Here is a 26,273-nt window from a genome sequence, read left to right as displayed (position 1 = left end):
AGGTACTTTTGAGAAAAATTCTAATAAGACTTTCAGATTTTTCCCTTTCTAGGATCTCATTCCCAGTTTTTCCGTGTCAAGCTTGCCAATTTCTTTAAATTAAAGTAAAACGTGTAGTGACCAATAGCATTTGCGTCTATACCTTTTCTGTTCCCCTCGGGGTTGTCCGTCTCAGTCTCTGTTTCTCATTTAATCTACAAGTACCTTCTGTATTACTGCATTCTTGCAAATAAGAACAATATGAATAATCTAAAACCTAAATCCGATGCGTCTAGTTCAGGTCTACCCACATCTTTTCACCCTGATTAGTAAGCCACAGAGATTAGACTATTTTGGAAATCTACTGGTATAAATACATACAATGCTATCTAATGCCTTTTATTCCTCTACAAGTACTTTTTCATACTTTCCGTTGTTCGCATTTGCTTTGAAGCTTTCAAAATGGAAAAAGTCAGAAATACATACCGAGCTGGAATACAATACCAGTGGGACCGTTCGTGCCTAAATAAAGTGAGTATCCAACACTACCGTACACTCCCATCCTTGGATTGAATTCATATGTGACTAATGCTCCGCCAAAAGCACCAAATATATAGCTTAGGGATTCAAATGTATCCAGGTCAACTAAACCTATCAAAGAAAGTCCACCGTTCATGCCAACAGTTATTCTCCCCATTTCGAGAATATTTAAACCTGCTCCCATATTGAGATACACAGGCGTATAACCAGCGATGGAACCTAAGAATGTTCCAACACCAATGTAAAGCGGCAATGGTATCTCTTCTGTACTTCCCCATGCTGAAATACCAAGTCCAAAGTAGTTAGAAAACATTCCTAATCCGATACCGCCCTTAAATGGCATTACCGGAAATTCGGTTGCTACATCATATTCAGAAGGCATCGCTCCATACATAAAGGTAGTTATAACTGTTCCTTCGCTCTTGTTGTATCCGACAACCTTTACGTATCCAATTTCTCCTGAGGAAGTTTCAATTTGAAAAATGTATCCCTTCTTTACAATTTTTGGATCGACGCCTGATAATACTACCGTGTTGCCATTTATAGACTTCACATAAGCTTCCAGTTTGAAAATCTGTCGTAGTTCATACCATATGTCATTTGCAGTGGTTCTGAGTGCTTCGCTGATAGCTTTTTGAGCAGAATCTTTCGACGAACCCTCAGACTCCAATGTCTTGGATGCCAGTAAGCTACCATCTTCGATGTTGTAAAGCTTAATAGTGTAGCGCGAAACAGCAATGTATGACTTCGACTGGCTGCTCCAAAATGACGATAGTTCAGTCAAAGTCAGGAGCAATGCATACTTTGAACCTCCAAGCTTTCCAATTTGCAGTGCTTCTGATACACCAAACTCGCTCATGTTCCTTTCTTTCATAATCTGACTAAGATCCGCTCTTGGAAATAGTTGAAATCTTCCAAGTTCAAGCGCCTGCTCTTCCAATATCGCAAGAAGGTAGTCTACCTCATCCATGTTCCAACCACTGCCAACTTTAGCAGGTAGGATTACGAGTTTCACCTTTTCTGTTAAGGAAATCCCACCCGCTGAAAAAATTAGAGTTAGGAAAACTAACAAAAAAGCTCCGACAAGCAACTTAGATAAACTTGTTCTCATGCACAATCCCTCCCTTCGAGTTTTATAGGAAGTTACAACTTGGTCAATTATCCTAAACAATTATTTAGATTTGCTACTTTCGATTTTCGTTCAAATAAGTCCTGAAACTAACCTGCAAAAAATGCGGTACTTTAGGCAAGTTGTAGTGTTTTGCATTCCAATAATAACTTCAGAACATGGTATAATTGAATTAATCCTTAAGTAATCCTGAATGGATATTTGAATAAGCTTAAAAGAGGTGATAGAATGCTGTTAAGTGTCTCAAACTTGACCAAGTACTATGGAAAAAAGGTAGGAGTAGAGAATATCAGCTTTACACTCTCAGAAAAAGAAATACTGGGATTTGTCGGGCCGAACGGTGCGGGAAAGAGCACAACAATCAGGTGCATTATGGGGCTTTTAAGACCAAATAAGGGTTCCATTACGATGTTCAACCAGAAATTGGATAAAAGTAATTTCCAAAATCTCGTAAAGATGGTTGGATATGTTCCTGGAGAGGTTAGCTATTATGATGACGTAAGGGTAGAAGACATACTGAAGTTTTACAAGTCTTTCTACGAAAACTTTGATGATAATTACTGTGAAGAGCTTTGCAAAAGGTTTGATCTGCCCTTAAAAAAGAAGTTTGAAGAATTATCAACGGGAAATAAGAAAAAGGTCGCAATCGTTCAAGCAATTGCACATAAGCCAAGACTTATCATTATGGATGAGCCAACTAACGGTCTTGACCCATTCATCCAAAAGATGCTTTATAAAACACTTATCGAATTAAAAGAAAGTGGTGTTGGCATTCTCTTTTCATCTCATATACTGAGCGAAGTTCAACATCTCTGTGATAGGGTGATATTTATTAAAGAAGGGCACATGGTCGAACCGAAAGATTTCAGAAGAGACCTCAAGAAGATAGTGTTGACAGTTAATGAAAATTCCGCAGGTCTAGAGAAGATTATCGAGCGATATCCCGAAGTAACGGATTTGATAATTGAAAATAGCACAGTAACCCTTTATTTCAAGTGGAATAGCGTAAATTTCAAAAAGCTCATCAACGAACTCGAATTTGAAAACATTACCATTGAAGCTAAAGACACTCTCGTGTCCTCAGACATGAGTAGGAGTTAGTATGTTAGACAGCGGCTCATCTTCATAGAGCAAGAGGCTACGTTTATTCCATTCAATACCATATCGTCTGGTGCGTTAAGTACAGGCACAAAATCCTTACTGGAGACATAGAACGCAAGCTAATCGATATCCTCTACGAAATTGCAAAGGAGCAGGGTGTAACTGTACTAGCCTTACAGGCAAGCTTAGACCATGTGCACATATTAGTTGACGCATCGCCTCAGGTCTATATACCAAACCTTGTGAAAGCTCTGAAAGGTGTAAGTGCAAGGAGGTTGTTCCAAGCTTTTCCTGAACTGAAAACTCGTCTCTGGGGCGGTCATTTTTGGAATCCAAGTTACTTTGTGGTAAGTGTTGGCAACAACGTAGAAGAAAAAGTCAGACAGTATATTCTCTCACAAAAGGAGAGAAGTTAAGTTGATAGTCACGTACAGATATAGGATATATCCAAACAAGCAACAAAAACTACAACTTTCCAAAACATTCGGCTGCACAAGATTTGTGTGGAACTATTTTCTTGCTTGGAGAGAGGAAAGATATAAAGAACAAAAACTCGCAACCACTGAGGCTGAGTGTAGAAAACACCTAAATAGTGTGCTCAAAGAGCAGTATCCTTGGCTTAGGGAAGTCGATAAGTTTGCTCTGGAAGATGCATTGATAAGATTGGATAATGCATATAACAGATTCTTCAAGGGTCTATCCGGTAAACCTCACTTTAAGAAGAAAAAATCACACAGGTTTTCATATACAACGTATTCTACAAACAACAACATCCAGATTGATTTCGGAGTTATGGCAAAAGATAAGACCAAGAACCGCTGTTGGGGAAAAATAAGACTACCGAAACTTGGTTGGATTAAAGCACGAATACACAGAACGTTCAACGGTAAGATAAAGACTGCAACAGTTACGTTACTTCCCAGTGGACACTACTACGTTTCAATCGCTGTTGAGGTTGATAAAGTTAATAACAAAAACCAAACACCAGAGCCAATCAACTATGCAGTTGCACTCGACCTTGGACTTAAAAGTTTCCACGTGGATAGCAACGGTAATCGTGTCGAAGCACCGAAGGTGCTTGCTAAATATGAGAAAAAACTAAAGAAACTGCAAAAAGATTTATCAAGAAAGAAAGTAAAAAGCAAGAACTTTGAAAAAGCCAGAATCAAACTTGCTAAGCTGTATCAGAAAATATCAAATATCAGAAATGATTTTCTGGAGAAATTATCCTTGCAGGTGATTAACGAAAACCAAGTAATTATCTGCGAGGATTTGCGTGTTAAAAACCTGGTAAAGAACAGGCGGCTTGCAAAGAGCATACATGATGCATCATGGTCGAAATTTTTGCGAATGCTCAAATACAAAGCTGAGAGACGAAGCAGGATATTCATACAGGTATCGCCCAACTTTCCATCATCACAAACATGCAGTGATTGTGGATACAAGAACGAAGAAGTGAAAGACCTGAGTGTGAGAATTTGGGAGTGTCCAAGGTGTGGTAGTGTACACGACAGAGATTTCAATGCGGCGAGGAATATACTTGCAGAAGGTCTGAAGTTGCTTAGCGAGATTAATAAACCCGTAGGGCTGGGACGGTCCGAGCCGGAAGGCGATGCCTGTGGAGGCAAGACCTCTACTATCGGTGGTACGTCACTGGTAGCAAGTCTTGTCTGTGAAGCAGGAAGCTCGTGACTTCAGTCATGAGCAGTTCACAAGACCTTACTGGTTACCACAAATTTACTGATCTACGACTTGGCTATTGCGATATCTCTTTTCTACATGTGCAACACTTACAAGGTCAAGCCTTTTAGTACTACGCAATTCTGGTACATTGCACTTTCCTTCGGTGTTCATTTCTTTATGGCATTCATCGGAATAATTGCCTCAACGGTTACGCGAAAAAGGGTCTCAGCTGATGCAATTACAATTTTCTTGCTTGGCTTTTTCTATATAATTGGACTTATAGCCAGGATTTACGAAAAATATGCGTATTTGAAAAATCTAACACCATTTGGGGTATTTGACCCGGCCGATATAATAAAGACGGAATCATTCAATAACCTTGCCCTGATTTTGGTTTTTATCTTATACATTGCTGGAATTCTCTTTTCAGTAGTATATTATGAAAGAAAGGACATATACGCTTAGGTATTAGATGGAAAAAGCCCGCCGTTTTGGCGGGATTTTTGCTCTAAGGTTATTGAGGAAGATAACTTACAGGCTACCTGGGAAGTGACAAGCGACAAAATGCTCTGGCTTTACTTCTCTCAACTCTGGCTTTTCTTTCGAACAAGTCGGCTTTGCAACCGGACATCTTGGGTGGAATGGACATCCACTTGGTGGATTGACTGGACTTGGTACATCTCCCTGAAGTATTATCCTCTGCTTCCTGAACTCCGGATTTGGAACAGGAATAGCGCTCATAAGGGCCTTTGTGTAAGGATGCAATGGCTCGTCAAATAAATCTTTCTTCGGTGCAGTTTCAACAACCTTACCAAGGTACATAACAACAACCCTACTTGAAATGTATTTGATAAGCGACAGGTCGTGCGAAATGAAAAGATACGTCAAATCGTGTTCTTTTTGCAGATCCATCATCAAGTTTATAACCTGCGACCTGATTGAAACGTCAAGCGCTGCAACGGCTTCGTCTGCAATTATAAGTTTTGGGTTCATCAAAAGTGCCCTCGCGATACCAATTCTTTGCCTTTGACCACCTGAGAACTCGTGTGGAAATCTGTACATGTGGGTTGGGTGAATTCCAACCTCTTGGAGAGCCTTTCCAACAGTATCAATTGCTTGCTTTTTAGTTATCATTTTGTGAGCGAGTGGTCCTTCGGCAAGTATATTTTTAATCCTCATCCTTGGGTTTAGAGAACTGTAAGGATCCTGGAAAACTATCTGGATCTCTCGCCTAAAAGCCAGCCTTTTATCTTCGAGGTCACCTGTTAGATATTCAAGAAGGCCGTTTTCACCCTTCTTAGTGAATATATCGAAATACTTCTTATCGATATCGTCCTTTGGAACAAACCCTTTCTCTTTAAACCTCTCTATGTATGTTTTTCTTACGTAATTCTTAGCCTTCCATGTAGGAAGGAAATAGTGAGTGGTATCTTCTCCTTCCACAATTATTCGTCCGGATGTGGGTTCATAAAGTCGCAGCAGCGTCATACCAACCGTAGTTTTACCACAGCCGGACTCTCCAACAAGTCCTACGGTTTCACCTTTGTAGACATCGAAGCTTACACCGTCAACTGCCTTCACCCACGCCACTATTCGTCTAAAAACACCTGCACGGATGGGGAAATACTTGACAAGGTTATCTATTCTCAACAAAACTTCTCGTTCCGGTTTAACAACGCTGCCATTTTGAATAGCTGTCTGCTTGTTTTCCGTCATGCACCCTCACCAGCCTTGATTATCTTTTGAGCTTCCTCCAATTTGTGATAGAAGAAGCACCTTGAATGGTGTCCTGGCTCAACCTCGTAGAGATCAGGCATTTCGATTGTACATCTCTCTTCTTTGAAGTCGCACCTATTACTGAATCTGCATCCTGGTGGGAAGTGTAATGGGTCTGGAACCATACCCGGGATACTGTACAGCCTTTCTTGTTCAATGTCGAGCCTTGGTATGGCATTCAAAAGTCCCCAGGTGTAAGGATGTTTTGGCTTCTTAAATAGTGTCTTTACATCCGTAGTTTCCATAACCTTTCCGCCGTACATAACAACGACTCTGTCAGCATTCTCGGCAATAACGCCTACGTCGTGTGTAATAAGAATTATAGCCATTCCGTATTCCTTTTGAAGCTCTTTCATAAGCTCGAGTATTTGCGCCTGAATTGTAACGTCAAGTGCAGTTGTTGGTTCGTCGGCAATCAAAAGTTTAGGTCTACAAGAAAGAGCCATAGCTATCATTGCTCTTTGCCTCATTCCACCAGACAACTCATGTGGATATTCATCGACGCGCTTTTCCGGTTCTGGGATTCCAACTTTTCTCAGCATATCGATGGCCATCTGTCTCGCAGTCTTCTTATCCACATCCTGATGCAGGAGGATAGCCTCCATTATCTGCTCGCCAATTGTGAAGACTGGATTGAGAGCCACCATCGGTTCTTGGAATATCATAGCGATTTCATTTCCTCTAATCTTCCTCATTTCATCATCGCTCAGTTCAAGTAGGTTCTTCCCATTGAAGATTATCTGGCTACCCTCTTCAATCCTACCTTTGGGGTCAAGTAATCTCATGATGGCAAGGGAGGTAACACTCTTACCACTTCCGGATTCACCAACGATCCCAAGGGTTTCTCCTTCGTAAACATCGAAGTCAACACCGTCAACTGCTTTTACAACACCGTCTTCTGTATAGAAATACGTTCGCAGATTTCTTACGCTCAAAAGTGGTTGCTTGCTCAATTCATTCACCTCCAGCCATTCCACCAATTATTTCAATCTTGGGTCGAATACGTCTCTTAGAGCATCACCGACAAGGTTCCAAGCAAGAACAAACAAGACCATTGCCATACCTGGATAAAAGACAGCATACCAATAAGTGAAAGCAGAACCACTTGTTCCAAGAATCCAGTTCCTTGTGAAATTAAGCATCGAACCCCAGTCAGCGTATCCAAGTGGTGCACCAAGTCCCAAGAATGAAAGACCTGCTGCAGTAATAACGAGCGAACCCATACGCATCGATGCCTGAATGAGAACTGGGAATATCGTATTTGGTAACACGTGTCTCAAAATTATGAACAGGTCCTTAATTCCCAATGCCTTTGCTGCAAGTACGAACTGTTCCTCTTTTACTTGCAAAATATTCGCCCTGATAAGCCTTGCTGCACCCATCCAGCCGAAGACAGTCATAGCGATCATAACCTTATCAAGACCGTTACCAAGAATAGTAGTCAAAACCATCGCCGCCAAAAGAAACGGGATGGACATAAATACATCGGTAATTCTCATCAATATCTCGTCAATCCAGCCACCGTAATAACCTGCGATCGAGCCGATAATGATACCAAAGAGCGTTGAGAGTATCGTAACTGTCAAACCTATGTAAAACGCTGTCCTTGTGCCCCATACAACACCATAAAAGATGTCTCTTCCTTGGATCATACCAAACGGATGCTCGCGTGATGGTGGTACGGGCTCAGAACTCCATGTAATAATAGGCATTATGTATGGATTATCTAGTTTCATAGGCTTCCCATTTTCATCAATCATCATAGGATTTAATGGTTTTGCAATGACTGGTGCTAATATGGCAACTACGATAAAAAATATCAGAAGAGAAAATCCAAGAACTGCAGAAGGATTTCGAAGTATTTTCCTTAAAACACGTCTAAATTCTGTGTTCATCTTTGTTTTTGTTGCCGTCTCACTCATCTTTTGGCACCTCCTTAACCAAGTCTGACTCTTGGGTCAAAGACTGCGTAAAGTATATCGATAATGAGGTTACCGAGAACAAGAATTATCGAATAGAACAAAGTTGTTCCAAGTACCGTTGCATAATCGAGCTGAACAGCAGCTTCTGCTGCAAGCCTTCCTATACCTGTTCTATTGAATATAACCTCGATTATAACCGTACCGGACAACAACCCAATGACCATAGCACCTGCTACCGTTACAACCGGAATCATAGCGTTCCTTTTGGCATGTTTGTGAATAACGTCTTTTTCAGGAACACCTTTTGCCCTTGCTGTTCTGACATATTCTTTCGAAAGAACTTCAAGCATGCTGGACCTTGTAATTCTCAACAAGTACGCCCACCAGAGGAACGAAAGCGTTATAACAGGTCCGATAATGTGCCTAAGTGCATCCCAGAATATATCGAGCCTACCATTAATTAATGCATCAATCGTAAGAAGATGTGTAACTTTTAAATAGCCAGAAGATTTGACAATTTCTTCCGCCCACTGAGAAAGATTTCCTGGAGGGAACCAACCGAGAACGGAATAAAAGACCATCAGAACAAGCAAACCAAAGACAAAATCTGGGAAAGACCATCCAATGATCGCAATAATTCTGATGAAGTGGTCCAAGAACTTATCACGATTAACCGCGGCCGCTACACCGAGCCAAATACCAACTCCTACCACTGGGAAGAGCGCATAGAGTGCCAATTCCAAGGTGTATGGGAATCTGCTCCAGATAGCTTTCAACACAGGTTCTTTTCCTACCTGAGACCAGCCTAGGTCACCTTTGAGGGCATTAAACAACCATTTGGCATACCTCTCCACAAAAGGTTTGTTCAGCCCGTACTTCTCTTTCAGAGCCTCCAATTCGGACGGTGTCATCTTGTCAAACACGTTCGGGTTGACGTACGAAGCAAGAAGCTTATCTGGACCAAGTATTTGGAAGAGTGAGAAGATGATCAGTGATACACCAAGAACGATGAGTGGTAGCAAAAGCAGTCTTCTGATGATAAACGTAGTCAACTACATCCACCTCCCGAGGATATTTTGACGAAATTGCTTATTTAGACTAATTCTTAACTACTTGAAACATTGCCGAGTTTTTCCTTGGTTAAATTATAACACCAATGAACCGTTTATCAACTTACTTAACAGTATTTTAAATGTCTTTCAGGTAAGATAGTTCGTTTAATAAACTTTCAGCTGCCTTTTTTCCAATTAATTGCTCAATTTCTTCCCTTGACGCTTTTTTCAATTCAGCAATCGAAGAGTAACGCTCGAGCAATAATCTCTTCTTCTTAGGTCCTATCCATTTTACCTCATCCAAGAAACTCCTCAGTGACTTCTTCGTTGCCAGCTGTCTTGCAAACGTATTCGCAACCCTGTGCGTTTCGTCTCTGAGCTTAACCAAGAGTCTTAAAACGGGATGTTCGTAATCCAACCTTATATTCCCGTGGTTTGTTATGATGATTTCTTCTTCTTTGGCAAGACCGACCACATCACACTTTTTACCTATAATTTCAAGTGCCTCGTACGCTGCGTTGACCTGCCCAATACCACCATCAACGAATATTAGGTCTGGTAACTCATGTTTCGTGTATCTTCTTTTAATAAGCTGCCTTATGCTCTCGTAATCATCTAATATATCACCCAATTTGTACCTACGGTACTCATCCTTTTTGACTTCCCCGTTTTTAAAAACAATAAGCGAAGCAACTGTGTTCTTACCGGATGTGTGAGATATGTCAACACCTTCTATTCTGTACGGAACCTTACTCAGTCCTAAGAGCTCTTTCATCTGCCTGAGCACCGCTTTGCTGGACAGAATGAGTCCGATCTCGTAGTTGAGATTTTCCACGGCTTTATCGAGCAGTTGGTAATAGAGCTCATCCTTTTGCGTTGGAACTAAAATCTTTATCCCAAGTATTTTCGACAACTTTTCCAGTTCTTTAGTCTTGTGCTCAACCAAGACAATCTCAGGTGTTTCTGAACCTTTCGACACATAGAACTGTTCTACAAAGTCTTCCAGAGTGCCTTCAAATTCGTAAAGTAGTTTACCAATTAGATATCCTGAGCGTATCCTCAAGACCAAATAAGTGTTGTCCTTACCGGCTATGACATCGATATTAACTTGCTCTGGTAGTACAACTCCCTGTGTTTCCATGACCTTATTGAAGTTCAACAGTACGTCTCTGTACTTTGCGGCATTTTCGAAATCAAGAAGTTTTGCGTGTTGCTCCATTTTAGATTTTACGTATTCAACAACATCCGAAAATTTCCCGCTCAAAACTGTCCTTAATTTCTCTAATCTTTTTTTGTATTCTTCAGTACTTTCTTCACCCACACATACTCCGGAGCATAGTCCGAGGTGATAATCCATGCAAGGTTTCTTTATCAACTTTAAATCTCTCTTACATGTTCTGAATTTGTAAACTTTCCTAAGTACTTCGAAAAGTTGGCGTGTAAAAGTAACATTAGTATAAGGACCGTAGAAACTGCCAGCACCTTTGCGAGAACGAACAATCTCCAAGTACGGAACCTCGTCATCACTTATGCGTATATACGGGTACACTTGCGTATCTTTTAGCATAGCGTTGTACTTAGGCTTGTATTCAAAAATCAAATTTGCTTCGAGAATGAGTGCTTCCTTCTCGTTTGAAACAAGTATTACTTCAAGGTCATCCGCTTCCTCAACTATTAACTTACTTTTTCCCGCAGTCGCCTTGAAGTGAGATGTCAAACGCTTTTTTAAATCTTTCGCCTTACCTATGTAAATATATTCCTTTTCTCTTTTGAACAAATAAACCCCAGCTTTGTGCGGAATATCATTTAAAACATCTACACTGAGCATAGCACACCTTCTCACCTCTTCTTTGCTCGACCACACTTACCTGCTGCATGTTCTATTATACTACCCTTCACTCAAGTTGCATATTCAACGCAAAAGTTAACTAAAGTTAATGAGTTTTTCGTTGAAGAAAAATCTATTTGAGAGTAAACTTAACATTGATTGAGTGAATTAGCTAAAAAAATCTCACACTGCTTGGTGGGGGTGCAATGATGCCTGAAAAGTATATAGTGGTAACAGGCGGTGTTCTAAGCGGAATAGGCAAAGGGATATTCTCAGCATCGCTTGCAAGGTTGCTGAAGGAAGTCGGAGTAGATATAAACGTTTTGAAGATCGACCCGTATCTGAATGTGGATGCAGGTACGATGAACCCAAATCAGCACGGGGAAGTCTTTGTTACCGACGACGGTTACGAAGCTGACCTCGACCTTGGCCACTACGAAAGATTCCTCGGTGTCAGCATGTCCAGAAGGAACAATATCACAGCAGGGCAGATCTATTCGACAATAATACAACGCGAACGCGAAGGAAAGTACCTCGGCTCTACTGTCCAAGTTGTTCCACACGTGACGTCTGAGATAAAGGAAAGAATCACCTCCATGCCAGGAAAGGTCCTATCGATCGAAATTGGTGGGACCGTCGGTGACATTGAGGGTGAAGTCTTCCTTGAAGCTGTAAGGGAACTTGCGTTTGAGAAGAACAGAAACGATTTCCTATTTATCCACGTTACATACGTACCCTACCTCAGGGTTACCAATGAGTTCAAGACAAAGCCAACTCAACAGTCTGTTCAATTGCTTAGGAAGATAGGTATCCAACCTGATGTTATCGTTGTTAGAAGTGAAATGCCGATAGACTCCCAAAGCCTATACAAAATTGCGCTCTTCAGCGGAGTTCCAAGGGACATGGTCATTAATCTGCCGGATGTTGGCAACGTTTACCAAATTCCAGAAACACTCTATGAAGCACAAGTGCACAAGCTTGTTGCCAACAGATTGAACATCGAAATTCAAGACAAACCACTGAACTGGACTTATCCAAAGTCTTTCAAACCTTACAGAATAGCACTCGTTGGTAAATACCTTGGAACCGACGATGCTTACAAAAGTATCATTGAATCGATCTTCCTTTCCGGCGTTCAAAAACCAGTTGTGATAGATGCGCAGGAACTTGAGGAATTGGACGATGACGGCGTTGCGCAAAAGCTCTCCAGCTTCGACGCACTGATTATCCCTGGTGGATTTGGCAGGCGCGGAATAGAAGGGAAGGTAAAGGCTATCAAGTACGCAAGGGAAAATAAAAAGCCAATTTTGGGAATCTGCCTTGGAATGCAGCTGATGGTGATAGAATTTGCAAGAAATGTCTTCAACTTGAAAGGTGCAAACTCAACGGAATTCGATGTTGAAACACCTTATCCGGTTGTCAACATGATGGAAGAACAAAAGAAGATTATGAACCTCGGTGGTACTATGCGTCTTGGTGCGCAGAAAATGCAGGTCCTTAAAGGAACGAAGCTCTACAACATCTACGGACTGGAAGAAGTTTACGAAAGGCACAGGCACCGATACGAAGCAGACACGATCAATTTTGGCTACATGTACAAACTACCAGGAGAAGAAGGTTACAAGCTGACGATATCTGGAAGGTCCGAATTCCTTGAAGCGATTGAGCTCGATGACCATCCGTTTTTCGTAGGTATTCAGTACCATCCGGAGTACAAGTCAAAAGTGGGGTCACCGCATCCGCTTTTCACAGCATTAATTAAAGCGATAGAGGAGGTTAGTAGGTGAGCGCGAAGAAGACAATCATCGCTGACTATCATATACACAGCCGTTTCTCCCCAGATTCTGAGTCGGAGATAGAAGATATAATCGAAACTGCATCTGAAAAAGGCATAAGGTACATCATCATCACGGACCATTACGAACTTGCCGATCAACATGCTAACACGCTAAATATCGATCTCTACCGAAACGTAATGGAGAAATACTCCCTTCCAGTTGGAGTAGAGCTGGGTTGGGATGGAATCAAAGAACTGAACATAGATACCAAAAAGTTCGATTACGTCTTGCTTTCACACCACTATGTAGAAGAACCGATAACTCAACAGAGCTATAAAAACTACTTAGTTAGACTTCTTGACATTATGCAGCGCTTTGACGAATACCATGCACTTGCGCATCTTGATTTTCCAAGAAGATACCACAGAACAAGGGAACCATTCTCGGTAGAGCTCTACGACCTAATAACCGAAATTCTGAAGCTGGTTATAAAGAACGGGAAGATGCTTGAAGTCAACACTGCTACAATAGAACTCTACGGTGAACCGCATCCTTCAATGGAAATACTAAAGCTATACAAATCACTTGGAGGGCGAAACATAACCATCGGTTCCGATGCGCACTCACTTGAGCAGATTGGCAGAGGCATCGAGAGAGGTATTGAAATACTCAAGGAATTAGGTTACAATAATATCTTAGTGTTCGACGCTGAATGGCGAGAAGTAAGAATTTAAAAAGTTCTATCAAAATTATCTTCAAATACATCACATAGAGGAGGTTGGAAAGCATGCAAATTAGCGCTCAGATGGTTAAAGAACTTCGCGAAAGAACAGGCGCAGGTATGATGGATTGTAAAGCCGCACTTGAAGAAGCCAACGGCGATATGGAAAAGGCTATTGAGATACTCAGAAAAAAGGGTCTTGCAAAAGCTGCAAAGAAAGCGGGAAGAGAAACAAAAGAAGGTCTCATCATTTCTTACATTCACCACAACGGTAAAATTGGAGTCCTTCTTGAACTCAACTGTGAAACAGACTTTGTTGCCAGAACAGATGAATTCAAAGAACTTGGAAACAAAATCGCAATGCACATCGCAGCTATGGCACCAAGATGGGTCAAAAGAGAAGACGTTCCAGCAGACGTAATTGAAAAAGAAAAAGAAATATATAGAGAACAGCTCAAAGACTCTGGTAAACCTGCTCAAGTTATTGAAAAGATAATCGAAGGAAAACTCGAAAGCTTCTACCAGGACAACTGCTTACTCGAACAGAAATACGCACTTGATCAGACAATAACAATCAACGACATGATCCAGCAAGCAATCGCAAAGATAGGAGAAAACATCCAAGTCTCAAGATTTGTTAGAATGCAGGTAGGAGAATAAGGCTTACACAAGGACAATCACAAACCACCGCAAGTTTCTGATTTTGTTGCGGTGGTTTTTTATTTTCTTACTTTCATTTGCCATTTTCCGCAGTTCATCCTCTATTTTCTTCCTTTCATCCCGCCAGCGATAAAATTCGAGTGAATCGTGGTATAAAATATGCGTACACTATCAAAGATTAATATTTTAAACCTGGGGTCTAATTTTTCTCATTCGTTTTATCAAAACGAGGGGAAGAATGATTATGAAAAACCTAAAAACTCTTAGCAGTTTGAAAAATTCAAAATCAGGCTTTACAATGGTAGAACTTCTTGTAGCGATTGCTATAATAGCCCTTCTTATCGTCGTTGCGGTATACCTAACTCCCGCTCGTTCAGTTGTGTCCAATACCAAAGCTGTCCAAGTTGCCCAAAACTTTGTAAACTTAAAGAAGGCTGTTGAGGCGTATTTCCAAACCGAGGATAATGCCCTCTCAAACGTTCAAGAACTTGCCGATAAAAAGTACATATCCCATGTTCCTAATGGGTTTTCAATCATTGTCGACGGCTCTGATGAATTGGGCAGTTACAAAGTTCAAATTATGTATTTGAAAGACGATGTCAACTTTGAGAAAGTAAAAGGCATGTTGCCAGATGTTGAGGAAGGTACTTCAAATGGAACAAGGTCAATAGTTTACACGTTCAACGTTCGAAAGTAATCTTTTTTGCATACATCCCTATACTACTGCTGTTCGTCCTTGATTTCTTGCATTTCATCTTTGAATTTGAGCAGTTCAACCACGGAGTGGTATAACTTTCGAAAATTGTGCGATAATATAAGTGTACAGTTTAAACATTTCGGTTTCAAGGTAGAGAAAAACTAAAACCCTAAGAGAAGGAGGTCGGTAGTATGAGAAAAGGTTTTACGTTGATTGAACTTTTGATCGTCCTTGCGGTTATCGCGGCACTCATGGCGGTTGCAACACCACTTGCGTTGAACGCTGTAAAGAACGCAAAGGCAAGTCAGGTTGCGCAGAACTTCAGAAACATCAAGACGGCATATGAAAATTGGTTCAACACGGAAAAGCCAACCACGATTGGAAATATGACTTTGCAACAACTCAAAGATAATGGATATCTCAGCAGTGTTCCAACAGGTTTTAATAATACTTTGACAGTAGCAGATAAAGGAAATGGAGTATACGAGGTGACAATTGAATATACAGCGGGAGATGTTGACAAAAACGTGTTAAAGAAAACACTACAAGATGTTGACACAACAGGTGATAACCCAAAGCTCACATTCCAAGTCCAAAAATGGTGGTAAATTTAAGAGTGTAATTACAGAACGTCCCTGCCGGATGGCAGGGGCATTTTATTTTTGTTTGTTTAACTTTTGCTTAATTCTCGCTTTCAGTTTCAGCAATCTTTTTCATCAGTGATGGCATCTATATTCACTCACCAATCCCCACTATACACGCCGTCGTCTTCCTTGGAATCATCAACCCAGTATCGAGCACTCTTACTTTATCAGCTATGCCCAGCAGTTCAACGTAGATTTTATTCACACTGATGTGTAAATCACCGTATCCAGGAGAAAATCTCATCGTAAGCTTGCTGTTGTTTTGCTTTTTGAAGGTTTCTTCAAAGCTGTCGTTGAGCTTTTCTAACGCTTCCGAGCCCCATGCATCAAGGAGCGCTGCTTCAAGTGTGGAAATATGCGAAAGTCTTTCGATCTCTTCGTCGATTTCCGCACCAAGCGTGGAAACGCAGATGAGAAAAGTTTCGTAAGTTTTGTAAATCCCCGGCACTGCATTTTCTGGAAGCTGGTGTTTTTTGAAAACCTCCCAATACACCACCGGTCTTGCAATATCAAGCCCTCTCAGGTATATCCTGTTGGCAACTTCCATCAAAGTTTCATCGTTCAGAATCTTCGAATAAACCGCCCCTGCTCGTGCAAGGAAGATTTTCTTGGGTGGCATGTACTGGTATTTTTCTGGAATGAATATTTTCAATCCAGACACCTCCGGCATTTAACATTGAGTATTTACGCGAAAAGGTGTAAAATATATGTAGTAAATGCATCTTCATTTTATAATATCACAAAATCTCGCCAAGTTAAGATTCAAGATTTTTACTTAAGTCAGGAGGTTCTGTCGATGAATAAGCCCGTAGGTGTTGAAAACCCCGAAATTTGCAAAGTCTGTGGTGGGAAGTGTTGTAAAACCTACCCGGGGCTTGCTACACCCGAAGATTTTGGAGCACCGGACATTGAGAAATTAAGAGAAAACATATTTAAAGCCCTGTCATCAGGTAGGTGGACGGTTGACTGGGTGAATCAAGACGAGGGGCTGTATTTCGTTAGGCCTGCTGTAAAAGGATTTGAAGGTAGTGTGTTCGACCACAGGTATTCTGGAGAATGTACTTTTCTAACACCGAATGGTTGTGAGCTTGCTTTTGAAAATCGTCCTGAAAGTTGCAGGATGCTTGTGCCAAAGATCGATGAAAGGTGCGATCCGCAGGGTTATACACGGGCCGTTGTGTCGCAGCGCTGGAAGGAATACTACGAAATTCTTATGGATGTGGCTATCGAAGTGGAAAGTGTCAGTTTCTGAAGAACTGAGATTTGAAAAAGGGGGATGGGGTATGAAAAGCATCGTTATCTATTACTCTCTTGAAGGACACACGAAGTTGGTTGCGCAGCTTTTAGCAAAGGAGTTGAAAGCAGAGGTACTTGAGTTGAAATTGGCCAAGCCATTTCCAACAAGAGGTTTCAGCAAGTTCTTCTGGTGCGGGAAATCCGCCGTGTTCAACGAAAAACCCGAGTTGAAAACCAAGATTCCTTCTCTGAAAGACTACAACATCATTGTCATAGGAACACCTGTGTGGGCTGGAAAGTGTGCATCACCAATTAATTCACTTTTGGTAAGTATAACCAAAGACCAACAAATCAAGGGCAAGAAAATAGCCGTATTGGTCACCAACGGTGGTGGGTCAATAAGTAAGTGCGTCAAGCAGATTCAAAAGACACTTACGGGCAACGAGTTCTTAGAACCCCTTCATTTTGTTAACCCTTCGAAAGATAAAGAAGAGGAAATTGTCAAGAAGATAAGAGATTGGGTTCAAGCAATAAATAACTGATAGAATAGATTACGGTATTGAAAACTATCGATTTTGATTGAACGTGTTGCCGTTGCAATCAATCGCTACAATTAGTGGAAAGTCTTCGACGGTGATTTCATAAATTGCTTCTGGTCCAAGTTCTTCGAACGCCACGATTTTCCATCCCAATATCTTTTCCGACAGGTACGCGGCACAGCCACTTGGAGCAATGAGATACGGTGCTCTGTATTTTTTTATAATCTCTACTGCTTCGGGTGTTCTTTCGCCCTTTCCGATGGTTGCTATGACACCTTTTGAAAGTGTGTATTCCAAGAATTTATCCATTCTCTTTGAAGTCGTCGGACCTATGACCATCTTTTCGTTCGAAAACGTTGGACCTGCGTAGAATATAATTCTGCCGTTGAGAGGTAGGGGCAGATTTCCCGTTTGGTTCTCAAATTCTATAATTTTCTTGTGCGCTGCATCCCGCATAACAATAAGTGTGCCCGAATAGTAGAAAGGTTCTCCAGCTTTCAACATGCACAAATCTATTTCACGCATTTATAATCACTCTCCCTGTGCGTGAAAGGTAGCAGTCCACACTTATTGCAAGGGGTAGTGTTGCTATGTGAGTCGGATATGCGTAAACCTTTACCGCATTGCAGGTAGGTCCAACACCGAGCGCTTGAACGCCGATGTGGAGCTTGTTGAGCAGGTTATGAAGTTTGTCAGCAAGTTTGTCGTATGTTTCAATATAACCGATTCTGGGCGTGTATTCCTCACCTGTGAATAGAGCCAGCCTCGATAAGAGGACCGCCATGTCGGCTGTTCCACCTATACCTATCCCAACGTTAATTGGTGGACATGCGTTCGGTCCGTTCTTTTGAATGTGCTGAGTCACTACGGCGATCACTTCGTCCTCTGAAGAAGACGGTGACATCATGTAGAGCGCGGTTAAATTCTCACTTCCCCCGCCTTTGGCTAGCATCCAAATTTCCAATTCATTTGAATCTTCAACTTCGAACTCGTGGATTACAGCTGGTAAGTTATCGAGGTTGTTCCTTCTTGAATACAGCGGATCTAAAACAGTACTTTTACGATAGCCGTTCTTTTCGTACGTGTCTTTAACTGCTTTGGATAAAGTTAGTTGAAGCGGTTCTTCGAGCAGCAAATCGTAAGGTCGGAACACGAAGAACTCAACCATCCCTGTATCTTGGCATAGCGGAAGCTTTTTCTCCGCTGCAATTTTTATGTTTTGCCTGATTTCATCAGCGAATGGTCCGGAGTAATTTTCAAAAACCTTTCGCATGTCTGGGTTTAGTCTTGTATTCATCTCTACAAGTTTTTCGCAAACCTTTTCGTATATCTGTTGATTTGAGACCAGTCGCATTGATATCTCCCCTTGTTAGTAATTTTTATAGATGCTCTTCAGGGATAGTTAGCCCAATATCACTTTCTGTGCCTTCTTTGCCTTCTATGGTCACATTCTTTATCCACTTTTTTCCTCTTATTCTTAGCAGAACAATTATAGCCTTTACAATTTCATCGGACAGGGTTAGGAAATAGACCCATGGAAGCGATAATTTCAATACAAATGCTCCAACTAAGGTAAGCGGTATACCAATAGCCCAGAGTGTGAATGTTTCAAGAAGGAACGCGAATTTCGCATCGCCCCCGGCACGCAAGATTCCGACAATACCAGCACCGTTGAATGATTTTATAGGCGCACCGACGAGCATGACCCACATGGTAGCTGTGAGCATTCTTTTTGTTGCAAGGTCTATCTTAAAAGTCGGGAGCAACGAATAATAAATAACGATAATTATTACTGCTGATACTAAGCCGGTTACCGAATTTGTGACCAACATCTTTGCACTGAACTTGTGAACTCTTTCGTACTCCAATCTACCTATCATCTTTCCCACCATGACAGAGGCAGCTATGACCAAACCAAATGTGATTGTCCAGACGTAGTTCTCGAAAGAAGATAGAATGTTCCTTGCGGCGTACACGCTGACTCCCATGCGGCCAAAGATGATGCCGTATACGGTCATCCCCAAGGACCACGAGATTTCGTTGAGTGTCGTAGGTGTCGCAAATTCGAAGAATTTCTTCACAAAATTTCTATCGATGTGCGAGAATGCAAAGCTGTAAGGAACCCTCAAGAAAGATGCGCGTATTATTTGATATACCGGGATGAAAAACCTTGCAACCGTAGTAGCAATCGCTATTCCAAGCAGTCCAAGTCTTGGGAAGCCTAACAATCCGTGAATGAGATTATAGGCAAGAAAAATTTGCAAAGCTGTACCGAAAACGTAGGATTCCATAGGAATAATAGCAAGTTCTATGCCACGTAGAAGTGTTCTGAACGCAATTTCCAAGGCAAAACCAAAATACGAAATCGAGATAACCTTGAGAAAAGGTACAGAAGCTGCTATAACCTCTTTGTCTTTAGTAAATATTGAAGAGAACATTTCTGGAAAGAAGAAAGTGAGAACAAAAAAGCCAAGTGCGATTATTAAAGATGAGTAAATCATCAAAGTTGATGTGCGCTTAATTCCTTCTCTGTCCTTTTTACCCCAATACTGCGAGACAAAGATAGCTCCACCTGTGTTCAAACCGAAAAGAAAAAGAATGACGAGAAAAGACCCTTGATTAGCAATTCCGTTCACTGTAACTTGCTTTTCTCCCATTCTGGAGAGAAAAACAGTGAGTATGAAAGTACCGGTATTAGCTATCAGGTTTTCTACCGAAACGGGTATCGCTATTTTGAGAATGTCTTTGACAGTGCTACTCATATGCAGCTTTTTCACCTCTCTGTGAAGAATTTTAGCCGAAATTCTAAACAATCCCCTTGCCGAATTCACAGTTTTGTTCGAGGAGCGAAATTGTCACTTCCTATTCTACCATAGAGAGTGTATAATTCAATGTGAGGAGGTTGATATGGTATGGCAAAAAAATACGACTTACGAATATATCGATGGGCACTCGTGACTGGGGCTTCTTCCGGAATCGGTAAAGAATTCGCTTACCAGCTTGCCAAAAAGGGGCTTAATTTAATACTGATAGGAAGGAGTATGCCCGCATTAACAAGTGTAGCAGATGAGATACATAAGATATCCAGTTCAAGCGTTGTCATATTACAGGCAGACTTAACCAAGGATTTGGATATGATATTCGATAACACTTCAAGATTTAACATCGACCTACTTGTAAACAACGCAGGTTTTGGACTTTACGGAGACTTCTTTAACAACTCTTTGGACGACTACATTAGAATGATTGATTTGAATATCTCTGCACTGACGAAGCTTACGCATTATTACGGTGCGGAGATGGCTAAAAGAAAAAGCGGCGGGATTATAAATATCGCATCAGTTGCAGGATTTTTCCCAATTCCACATTTAGCCGTTTACTCCGCGACGAAGGCATATGTTTACAGCTTGTCAATGAGCTTATGGGCGGAGTTGCAGGACAAGAACGTCAACGTGCTTTGTGTTGCAGCCGGTCCCACAGAGACAAGGTTTTTCGAAAGAGCACGGATGGAGACAAAAGGGAAATTAATGAAGCCCGAGCATGTTGTTGCAGGTGCACTAAAAGCATTTGAAAATGGTAATCCACTATACGTGCCCGGTTTTGGGAATAAGCTGACTTACTATTTCGTTAGAAAGTTCTTTGGTGACAAGTTCATTGCAAACTTTTTGGCTAAGTATTTTTAGCCTCTAGTATTATGATGGAAAAAGTTGTAAAAGTTGAAGGTGTGAAAGATGGTAATTTCGAGTAAGGATGTAAAGACCATATACTTTTGCCCAAGAAAGGCGAAGTTCGAAATAAGAAGTAGAAAGCAGACATCTGGTTTACAGTCAAGCGGCACGAACTTTCAGACGGATGCATTCGGTTGCACGCTTGTCGCAGATGTGGACGAAGTTGTTTCGGAAAAGCCGCTTATCGTGAAAGTATCAAAGACCGGCAAGAAGTTAGCAGAATACCACATGCTGGAAAGTGCGTTTGTAGGGTACGTCATAGAAAGCTGCGGGAAGCATTTAGAATCAATAATAGTCGAAAGTCCATATTACAGCGTGACCGTTAATTGGAAACCATATGTCAGTAAGATGCTCTCGATGATAGGAACTTTTTGCGAAACAGACGATTTCAGGGTAGTGAAAACACACTTGTGTCGCACATGTCAGTATTCGGCAGAATGCTTTAGAGAAATAGTGAACACAGAAAGCCTAACCTTCCTTCACGGTGTTAAGGAAAAGACTTTGGAAAAATTGAAATCGTATGGAATCAGGACTTTGAAGGATGTAATCAACATGAGCCCAATTATTGAAGAACTCATCGGTAAAGAGAAAACCAAGCGACTTGTCTTCCAAGCGCAGAGCATTTTGAACAATAAGCCAATACTCATAAAACCGCTCCCTAAGATTTCAGAGGGGCTGTATCTTGATATTGAAAGTTATACTCCCATAAGCTTCGATTACCTTTTCGGGATCTTGGACAACGGTTTGTATGTACCATTCTTAGCCCCAGACCCAAATCATGAAGAGGACACGTTTAAGAAAGTGATAGAATATATCTCTAAGAGTGGCAATCCCGTATACCATTTCCATAACTACGAAGTAAATCGATTCAAGAAGTTAGCTCGAAGGTACAACATAGAACTTCCCAAAAGTTTCTTCAGTCGGTTTATCGATGTTTACAAACTGTACGTTGACTACGTAGCTTTGCCAGTCCCATCGTATTCGTTGAAGAGCATTGCACGATACTTTGGCTTTAATTGGCGCACTCAATTAAACGGTCAGCTTGTAGTACATTCCTATGCTGAGTATTTGGCCACAGGTGATGAAAGAATACTGCAAGAAATACTCGTGTACAACGAGGACGATGTGCGAGCAACGGAATTTATATTGAAAAAACTGAAAGAAATTTTCTAAAATACATGATAAAAAAACCTTCCGGAAAGTTCAAAAAACCGAACCTTCCAGAAGGTTTAATTTTTTCTTGGCGCTTTTGACTATTTTGCTCTTTCGCTTTCCAATCTTGCTATGTAACCAGTCAACACTTCACTGACAATATATCAATTCAGAAAGAAAGTCCGAGTGCAACGTAGAACAAACTTGGGTTGAAGCTGGTTTCGAATTCCGGATCGCCGAACAGGTAATAAATCCTTACTCCGGCCTCTGCACTCAGAATAAACAGGTCGATCCCAGCGCCTACTCTTCCAAATATACCTAACTTGTTTGTCTCAGTAAAGCTCATCACATCGCCAACAGTTGTGTAAGCCGCACCTCGCAGATAGAACATGCTGAGTGGTAGCTTCAAATTCAGGCCGAAATAGAGATTTTCAACGTTGAATTCTTGTGATAGACTGAACTCCTGTGTCTCGAAATCGTAATATCCCACAGGATACAAGAACGCTAATATACCTGCATCAAAGCGCGCATAGAGTTCATACATTTGTTCTTGAAGGTTGGCCGCTTCAACACCAATGAACGATAATCCAACAGTTGATAACACCAAAAGAACAGCTACCAACAGCAACTTTCTCATCTTTATCCCTCCTCCGAATGTGGTGTGAAAATTGAAAACTCTTCGTTGCTAACTGTTACTACTCATTAATTTAGACCTTCTGAAAATGAAAATCGTTCAAGCACAGTCGTTGTTTAAACTCGGGCAGAAAAATGTCTTATTACCTCTTCCGGTGATTCAATAGCAGGACTGTGCCCAATGTCTTTTAGCACTATTAACTTACCATTTGGGAAAGCCGCTGCGGTTTTCTGCATACTTATGTAATCAAGTATCACGTCCTTGTCGCCGTAGATGACAACAACAGGAATCTCAACGTTCTTGGCTTTGTCAGAATAGTTGTATTCAGCCAGTGCCTTTGCGTTGCCTATAAAGGCTTTCTTTGCCATTCTAAGAGCATCTGCTGTTATTCTTTCGAAGAATTTTTCATCATCGTAAGTTGGAGCGTTCATCATTAAGGCTCGTTTAATCAGCTCCGGATTTTTCCTGTAGACATCTATAATTTTGTAGGCTGATTCATCGTATCGCGGCATACCGAAGACGGGTGCTGGGTCAACTAAAATCAATTTAATCAGATTCTTGGGGTTTCTCACAGCGTAGCCCATAGCAACTGCACCGCCAAGCGAGTGACCAAGTAAAATGAAATTCCTTATCCCGAGAGTTTCTACAAATTTTTCTAGCGCATCAACGTATTTCTCAATGCTAACATCTCCTGGGAGTTCGTCTGAGAAACCGAAATTTGGCAAGTCAAGCGCGTAGACTGTGTATTTCTCTTGAGGAATTTTCTTTATAAGTGGTTCAAAAAATCTTGCTGAAGCGAAGTTCCCGTGAACCAACACGATAGGAATATTCCCATTTCCGTACTTTATGTAGTGAATCCGTCCAGCTGGAGTTTGAACAAGCATTCCATACGGCCTTCTGGATTTCTTTAAATGCACAAGTAGTGCGTTGAGATAGTTCATTCTGAACATTCTAATGTAGTAGCTAATTCCTAACGGCATGAAGAGGACAACAAAGATCAAAAGAGCGCCGAAGATTATAGAAAGTGGGACATTGGATCTGCTGAATAGAAATGGCATAGCAACGTAAATAAGTGCTCCGTAAAATGGTCCATCAACGGATGCCATTCCACCAATGACCGAGACTGCCAATAGATCGAGTGACTTGGCAATTCCAAAATCGCTTGGTGCTATGTAACCTATAACATGCGCATAAAGTGCGCCGGCAAGTCCTGCGAACATGGAACCTACCGCAAAAGCAAGTACTTTGAACCATGCGTTGTTTACTCCCATGACTGCAGCAGCTGTTTCGTTCTCTCTTATTGCCATCCAAGCCCTACCGGTTCTCGAATTTATCAACCTCTCAGAGATGACATAGCTCACAAAGAGCACAGAAAGCACGAGGAGGTACTTTTCCACATCAGAATTCCACAAATGTGGAAACGGGATATTCCTTATACCTGCATGTCCGCCGGTTATATGTTCGAAGTATCCAAAAATCTGCTCAATAGCTACGACAAATCCCATAGTTGCAATGGCTAGGTAAAATCCGGATAGCCTTAATGCAGGAAAACCTATCAAAATGCCGAAGGCAAATGCAATTAAACCACCGATTAACATCGCAAAGACAAGAGGGACATTAAAATTCATTACCAGTAGCGTTGAGGTATATGCACCTATGCTCATAAAAGCGGCATGCCCTATTGAAATCTGACCTGAATAGCCCATTATCAAATTCAAACCTAAGGCGGCGAGTGCGTAAATCCCAACAAGGCTAAGTATAGTTATCATAAACGCGCTCTTCAAAAGCAAGAAAGGCAGTAGTGCAAGTAACAGCCAAGTCCACAGCATCAAGCTCGCCTCCTTAATCTTCTTCCAAACAGCCCGTTCGGGAAGAAAATTAATACCAAAACGATTATGACAAGTGAGAAGGAAGCCTTAAAACCTTCGGAGATGTAGTTACCTACAATTTTCTCTAAGACACCAAGCAACAAGCCACCAAGAACAGCTCCTGTGAAAGTTTCAAATCCTCCTAAGACAGCGGCGGTGAAGCCTTGTATTTGATAAAATGTAAGCATTGTAGGCGAAACAAACACTTTTGGTGCAGAAATCACACCAACAATCGCCGCCATGGCTGTTCCAAAAGCCCATGAAAATGCAAGCACAGATCCAACATTTATTCCCATGTAACCGGCGACTTCCTCATTTTCAGAAACTGCACGCACAGCAATCCCAAATTTTGTGAATTTCGTGAATAGAGCTAACAAAAGGGAAATGATGGCAAGTATTGAGAATACAAGAATATCCTGCCTACGAATAACCACAATACCGAAATCTCCGCGGATAACAAACGGTGTACCCGTAACGATTTCAGGGAATGCCTTGTATTGGGTTCCCCAAATTTCAACTGCGAGACCTTCTAAAATCATCAAAATTCCGAATGTGACGATTAGCATTGAAGCATGCGAAAGATGTCTTATAGGGCGCAGACCATAGCGTTCAACAGCGATACCCATAATCGCCGCGAAAATTATCCCTATAGCTATTGAGAAATACAAATTCAAACCCGCGGAAGAACTCAACCACCAGATTACATAAGTTACAAACATCCCCATATTTCCATACGCAAAGTTCATCACACCGCTCACTTTGTACATCATGACGAGCCCTATAGCAACAAGAGAGTAAATGGCACCTGTTGAAAGTCCAAGAAGGATTTGGTTTATCACTTTTTAACACCCCCAAGATATTTCTCACGCACGACAGGATTGTCTCTGAGCTCCTCGGCTCTTCCCTGGAGTGCAACTTTTCCATTTTCTAAAACATAACCATGGTGAGCGATACTCAGAGCCACAGAAGTATTCTGCTCCACCAATATTACGGTGATCTTTAAATTCTCGTTTATGTATTTTATGACGTCCGTGATTCTCTGAACAACGATAGGCGCAAGGCCTAGAGAAGGTTCATCTAACATTAGATACTTTGGGGCTGCCATCAGTGCACGTGCTATTGCCAGCATCTGCTGCTCCCCACCAGACAAAGTACCGGCAATTTGATTGAGCCGTTCCTTCAAAAATGGGAATATGCCAAAAACGAAATCGAGGTTCGCTTTTTTATTTGTGTAAGCACCGGCCAGAAGATTTTCTTTTACCGTCATATGGTAAAATATCCCTCTGCCTTCTGGACAGAGAACAAGACCTTTTCTTACCCTTTCATGCACGGGCAGTCTATCGATAGACTCATCACCGACAATTATTGTCCCTGAGTATTTCACACTTCCCGCAAACGCCTTCAACGTTGAACTCTTGCCTGCTCCATTTGCTCCGAGGATCGCTGTGATACTTCCAGCTGGAATGCTAAGTTCAACACCCTTAACTGCATGCACTGGTCCATACCATACATTAAGGCTTTTAACGAGGATATCTTTCACATCTAAATGCTCACCAAGTTTTTCATTCTCCATCAATTTCACCTCACTATGCTAATGCAACTGGAT

26 protein-coding genes and 1 pseudogene are annotated in these 26,273 nt (G+C 41.4%); 13 read left to right on the top strand and 14 right to left on the bottom strand.

All coding sequences use genetic code 11. The annotated features are described in order from the left end of the window. Positions 1–451: 451 nt before the first annotated feature. Positions 452–1,630 carry a hypothetical protein gene (locus CBS1_RS09865; protein WP_052107059.1) on the bottom strand — a complete coding sequence of 393 codons (1,179 nt, stop codon included), beginning with the start codon at positions 1,628–1,630 and terminating at the stop codon, positions 452–454. A gap of 246 nt (positions 1,631–1,876) precedes the next feature. Between CBS1_RS09865 and CBS1_RS09860 the strand changes: the two genes are divergently transcribed. From CBS1_RS09860 to CBS1_RS09845, 4 genes and pseudogenes are all read left to right on the top strand, one after another. After that, entirely contained in the window at positions 1,877–2,749 is an 873-nt protein-coding gene (locus CBS1_RS09860) for an ABC transporter ATP-binding protein (RefSeq protein WP_033191108.1), read from the top strand. A 14-nt stretch (positions 2,750–2,763) separates the two neighbouring features. Next, positions 2,764–3,165: pseudogene (tnpA, locus tag CBS1_RS09855) on the top strand (IS200/IS605 family transposase); the annotation flags it as partial. 1 nt (position 3,166) lies between these two features. After that, the gene (gene tnpB / locus CBS1_RS09850; protein ID WP_206732138.1) at positions 3,167–4,441 is read left to right on the top strand and encodes an IS200/IS605 family element RNA-guided endonuclease TnpB; all 1,275 of its coding nucleotides are present in this window, start codon (positions 3,167–3,169) and stop codon (positions 4,439–4,441) included. 168 nt (positions 4,442–4,609) lie between these two features. Beyond that, complete coding sequence (locus tag CBS1_RS09845) at positions 4,610–4,897, top strand: hypothetical protein (RefSeq protein WP_052107057.1); 288 nt, start codon at positions 4,610–4,612, stop codon at positions 4,895–4,897. 66 nt (positions 4,898–4,963) lie between these two features. Here the strand turns inward: CBS1_RS09845 and CBS1_RS09840 are convergent, their stop codons facing one another. The 5 genes from CBS1_RS09840 to uvrC all read right to left on the bottom strand — a co-directional run bounded on the left by CBS1_RS09840 (position 4,964) and on the right by uvrC (position 11,010). Beyond that, on the bottom strand, positions 4,964–6,148 hold the full coding sequence (locus tag CBS1_RS09840) for an ABC transporter ATP-binding protein (protein ID WP_052107056.1): 1,185 nt from the start codon (positions 6,146–6,148) through the stop codon (positions 4,964–4,966). Further along, complete coding sequence (locus tag CBS1_RS09835) at positions 6,145–7,161, bottom strand: ABC transporter ATP-binding protein (RefSeq protein ID WP_033191106.1); 1,017 nt, start codon at positions 7,159–7,161, stop codon at positions 6,145–6,147. Before CBS1_RS09835 ends, CBS1_RS09840 begins: the two co-directional genes overlap by 4 nt. Before the next feature lie 27 nt (positions 7,162–7,188). Continuing rightward, entirely contained in the window at positions 7,189–8,103 is a 915-nt protein-coding gene (locus tag CBS1_RS09830; protein WP_033192413.1) for an ABC transporter permease, read from the bottom strand. A gap of 41 nt (positions 8,104–8,144) precedes the next feature. Next, positions 8,145–9,182 (bottom strand): ABC transporter permease, encoded by a 1,038-nt coding sequence (locus CBS1_RS09825; protein WP_033191105.1) that lies wholly within the window; start codon positions 9,180–9,182, stop codon positions 8,145–8,147. 136 nt (positions 9,183–9,318) lie between these two features. Further along, positions 9,319–11,010 (bottom strand): excinuclease ABC subunit UvrC, encoded by a 1,692-nt coding sequence (gene uvrC, locus CBS1_RS09820; protein WP_090222411.1) that lies wholly within the window; start codon positions 11,008–11,010, stop codon positions 9,319–9,321. A 209-nt stretch (positions 11,011–11,219) separates the two neighbouring features. Here uvrC and CBS1_RS09815 point away from each other — a divergent pair, with 209 nt between their 5' ends. The 5 genes from CBS1_RS09815 to CBS1_RS09795 all read left to right on the top strand — a co-directional run bounded on the left by CBS1_RS09815 (position 11,220) and on the right by CBS1_RS09795 (position 15,474). Beyond that, a complete protein-coding gene (locus CBS1_RS09815; RefSeq protein WP_090222409.1) occupies positions 11,220–12,797 on the top strand; it encodes a CTP synthase in 1,578 nt (525 codons plus the stop codon). Continuing rightward, positions 12,794–13,522 (top strand): PHP domain-containing protein, encoded by a 729-nt coding sequence (locus CBS1_RS09810; RefSeq protein WP_176759482.1) that lies wholly within the window; start codon positions 12,794–12,796, stop codon positions 13,520–13,522. Before CBS1_RS09815 ends, CBS1_RS09810 begins: the two co-directional genes overlap by 4 nt. A gap of 53 nt (positions 13,523–13,575) precedes the next feature. Beyond that, complete coding sequence (tsf, locus tag CBS1_RS09805; RefSeq protein WP_090222407.1) at positions 13,576–14,169, top strand: translation elongation factor Ts; 594 nt, start codon at positions 13,576–13,578, stop codon at positions 14,167–14,169. A gap of 244 nt (positions 14,170–14,413) precedes the next feature. Then, the gene (locus tag CBS1_RS09800) at positions 14,414–14,866 is read left to right on the top strand and encodes a type II secretion system protein (RefSeq protein ID WP_164969267.1); all 453 of its coding nucleotides are present in this window, start codon (positions 14,414–14,416) and stop codon (positions 14,864–14,866) included. 191 nt (positions 14,867–15,057) lie between these two features. Continuing rightward, the gene (locus CBS1_RS09795; protein WP_090222404.1) at positions 15,058–15,474 is read left to right on the top strand and encodes a type II secretion system protein; all 417 of its coding nucleotides are present in this window, start codon (positions 15,058–15,060) and stop codon (positions 15,472–15,474) included. Between the two features lie 127 nt (positions 15,475–15,601). Here the strand turns inward: CBS1_RS09795 and CBS1_RS09790 are convergent, their stop codons facing one another. Continuing rightward, a complete protein-coding gene (locus CBS1_RS09790; protein ID WP_407918644.1) occupies positions 15,602–16,162 on the bottom strand; it encodes a methionine synthase in 561 nt (186 codons plus the stop codon). A 144-nt stretch (positions 16,163–16,306) separates the two neighbouring features. Here CBS1_RS09790 and CBS1_RS09785 point away from each other — a divergent pair, with 144 nt between their 5' ends. Both CBS1_RS09785 and CBS1_RS09780 read left to right on the top strand, forming a co-directional pair. Then, on the top strand, positions 16,307–16,762 hold the full coding sequence (locus CBS1_RS09785) for a YkgJ family cysteine cluster protein (protein WP_090222401.1): 456 nt from the start codon (positions 16,307–16,309) through the stop codon (positions 16,760–16,762). A gap of 31 nt (positions 16,763–16,793) precedes the next feature. Beyond that, positions 16,794–17,288: a flavodoxin family protein gene (locus tag CBS1_RS09780; protein WP_090222399.1), complete on the top strand. Its 495-nt coding sequence runs from the start codon at positions 16,794–16,796 to the stop codon at positions 17,286–17,288. A gap of 24 nt (positions 17,289–17,312) precedes the next feature. Here CBS1_RS09780 and CBS1_RS09775 read toward each other — a convergent pair whose 3' ends face one another. Genes CBS1_RS09775 through CBS1_RS09765 form a run of 3 tightly spaced genes read right to left on the bottom strand, consistent with a single transcriptional unit; the run spans position 17,313 to position 20,047 of the window. Continuing rightward, positions 17,313–17,810 carry a FumA C-terminus/TtdB family hydratase beta subunit gene (locus CBS1_RS09775; protein ID WP_090222397.1) on the bottom strand — a complete coding sequence of 166 codons (498 nt, stop codon included), beginning with the start codon at positions 17,808–17,810 and terminating at the stop codon, positions 17,313–17,315. Beyond that, complete coding sequence (locus tag CBS1_RS09770) at positions 17,803–18,639, bottom strand: fumarate hydratase (protein WP_176759481.1); 837 nt, start codon at positions 18,637–18,639, stop codon at positions 17,803–17,805. Before CBS1_RS09770 ends, CBS1_RS09775 begins: the two co-directional genes overlap by 8 nt. 25 nt (positions 18,640–18,664) lie before the next feature. Beyond that, complete coding sequence (locus CBS1_RS09765; protein WP_052107053.1) at positions 18,665–20,047, bottom strand: MATE family efflux transporter; 1,383 nt, start codon at positions 20,045–20,047, stop codon at positions 18,665–18,667. Positions 20,048–20,197: 150 nt separating this feature from the next. On the opposite strand from CBS1_RS09765, the gene CBS1_RS09760 reads away from it, so the two are divergent. Both CBS1_RS09760 and CBS1_RS09755 read left to right on the top strand, forming a co-directional pair. After that, the gene (locus CBS1_RS09760) at positions 20,198–20,968 is read left to right on the top strand and encodes an SDR family NAD(P)-dependent oxidoreductase (RefSeq protein WP_090222396.1); all 771 of its coding nucleotides are present in this window, start codon (positions 20,198–20,200) and stop codon (positions 20,966–20,968) included. Between the two features lie 48 nt (positions 20,969–21,016). Continuing rightward, on the top strand, positions 21,017–22,186 hold the full coding sequence (locus CBS1_RS09755; protein WP_090222394.1) for a TM0106 family RecB-like putative nuclease: 1,170 nt from the start codon (positions 21,017–21,019) through the stop codon (positions 22,184–22,186). A gap of 148 nt (positions 22,187–22,334) precedes the next feature. On the opposite strand, the gene CBS1_RS09750 is transcribed toward CBS1_RS09755, so the two are convergent. The 4 genes from CBS1_RS09750 to CBS1_RS09735 form a co-directional block, all read right to left on the bottom strand. After that, positions 22,335–22,802 carry a hypothetical protein gene (locus CBS1_RS09750; protein ID WP_090222392.1) on the bottom strand — a complete coding sequence of 156 codons (468 nt, stop codon included), beginning with the start codon at positions 22,800–22,802 and terminating at the stop codon, positions 22,335–22,337. 113 nt (positions 22,803–22,915) lie between these two features. Continuing rightward, positions 22,916–24,628: an alpha/beta fold hydrolase gene (locus tag CBS1_RS09745; protein ID WP_090222390.1), complete on the bottom strand. Its 1,713-nt coding sequence runs from the start codon at positions 24,626–24,628 to the stop codon at positions 22,916–22,918. Beyond that, positions 24,628–25,506 carry a branched-chain amino acid ABC transporter permease gene (locus CBS1_RS09740; protein WP_033191092.1) on the bottom strand — a complete coding sequence of 293 codons (879 nt, stop codon included), beginning with the start codon at positions 25,504–25,506 and terminating at the stop codon, positions 24,628–24,630. Before CBS1_RS09740 ends, CBS1_RS09745 begins: the two co-directional genes overlap by 1 nt. After that, the gene (locus CBS1_RS09735; protein ID WP_090222388.1) at positions 25,503–26,240 is read right to left on the bottom strand and encodes an ABC transporter ATP-binding protein; all 738 of its coding nucleotides are present in this window, start codon (positions 26,238–26,240) and stop codon (positions 25,503–25,505) included. Before CBS1_RS09735 ends, CBS1_RS09740 begins: the two co-directional genes overlap by 4 nt. Positions 26,241–26,273 lie beyond the last annotated feature (33 nt).

This window comes from Fervidobacterium changbaicum, assembly GCF_004117075.1.
GTDB lineage: Bacteria > Thermotogota > Thermotogae > Thermotogales > Fervidobacteriaceae > Fervidobacterium > Fervidobacterium islandicum.
Note: the sequence above shows the minus strand (reverse complement) of the source record. Positions and strands in the feature narration are given on the sequence as shown.

What these genes read in the sequence shown, in the direction of transcription:
- CBS1_RS09755 (WP_090222394.1), top strand. Translation starts at nt 21,017, where the DNA reads ATGGTAATTTCGAGTAAGGATGTAAAGACCATATACTTTTGCCCAAGA.
- CBS1_RS09745 (WP_090222390.1), bottom strand. Translation starts at nt 24,628, where the DNA reads ATGCTGTGGACTTGGCTGTTACTTGCACTACTGCCTTTCTTGCTTTTG.
- CBS1_RS09795 (WP_090222404.1), top strand. Translation starts at nt 15,058, where the DNA reads ATGAGAAAAGGTTTTACGTTGATTGAACTTTTGATCGTCCTTGCGGTT.
- uvrC (WP_090222411.1), bottom strand. Translation starts at nt 11,010, where the DNA reads ATGCTCAGTGTAGATGTTTTAAATGATATTCCGCACAAAGCTGGGGTT.
- CBS1_RS09865 (WP_052107059.1), bottom strand. Translation starts at nt 1,630, where the DNA reads ATGAGAACAAGTTTATCTAAGTTGCTTGTCGGAGCTTTTTTGTTAGTT.
- CBS1_RS09785 (WP_090222401.1), top strand. Translation starts at nt 16,307, where the DNA reads ATGAATAAGCCCGTAGGTGTTGAAAACCCCGAAATTTGCAAAGTCTGT.
- CBS1_RS09760 (WP_090222396.1), top strand. Translation starts at nt 20,198, where the DNA reads ATGGCAAAAAAATACGACTTACGAATATATCGATGGGCACTCGTGACT.
- CBS1_RS09845 (WP_052107057.1), top strand. Translation starts at nt 4,610, where the DNA reads ATGGCATTCATCGGAATAATTGCCTCAACGGTTACGCGAAAAAGGGTC.
- CBS1_RS09770 (WP_176759481.1), bottom strand. Translation starts at nt 18,639, where the DNA reads ATGCGACTGGTCTCAAATCAACAGATATACGAAAAGGTTTGCGAAAAA.
- CBS1_RS09765 (WP_052107053.1), bottom strand. Translation starts at nt 20,047, where the DNA reads ATGAGTAGCACTGTCAAAGACATTCTCAAAATAGCGATACCCGTTTCG.
- CBS1_RS09815 (WP_090222409.1), top strand. Translation starts at nt 11,220, where the DNA reads ATGCCTGAAAAGTATATAGTGGTAACAGGCGGTGTTCTAAGCGGAATA.
- CBS1_RS09780 (WP_090222399.1), top strand. Translation starts at nt 16,794, where the DNA reads ATGAAAAGCATCGTTATCTATTACTCTCTTGAAGGACACACGAAGTTG.
- CBS1_RS09840 (WP_052107056.1), bottom strand. Translation starts at nt 6,148, where the DNA reads ATGACGGAAAACAAGCAGACAGCTATTCAAAATGGCAGCGTTGTTAAA.
- CBS1_RS09800 (WP_164969267.1), top strand. Translation starts at nt 14,414, where the DNA reads ATGAAAAACCTAAAAACTCTTAGCAGTTTGAAAAATTCAAAATCAGGC.
- CBS1_RS09750 (WP_090222392.1), bottom strand. Translation starts at nt 22,802, where the DNA reads ATGAGAAAGTTGCTGTTGGTAGCTGTTCTTTTGGTGTTATCAACTGTT.
- tsf (WP_090222407.1), top strand. Translation starts at nt 13,576, where the DNA reads ATGCAAATTAGCGCTCAGATGGTTAAAGAACTTCGCGAAAGAACAGGC.
- CBS1_RS09860 (WP_033191108.1), top strand. Translation starts at nt 1,877, where the DNA reads ATGCTGTTAAGTGTCTCAAACTTGACCAAGTACTATGGAAAAAAGGTA.
- CBS1_RS09775 (WP_090222397.1), bottom strand. Translation starts at nt 17,810, where the DNA reads ATGCGTGAAATAGATTTGTGCATGTTGAAAGCTGGAGAACCTTTCTAC.
- CBS1_RS09830 (WP_033192413.1), bottom strand. Translation starts at nt 8,103, where the DNA reads ATGAACACAGAATTTAGACGTGTTTTAAGGAAAATACTTCGAAATCCT.
- CBS1_RS09735 (WP_090222388.1), bottom strand. Translation starts at nt 26,240, where the DNA reads ATGGAGAATGAAAAACTTGGTGAGCATTTAGATGTGAAAGATATCCTC.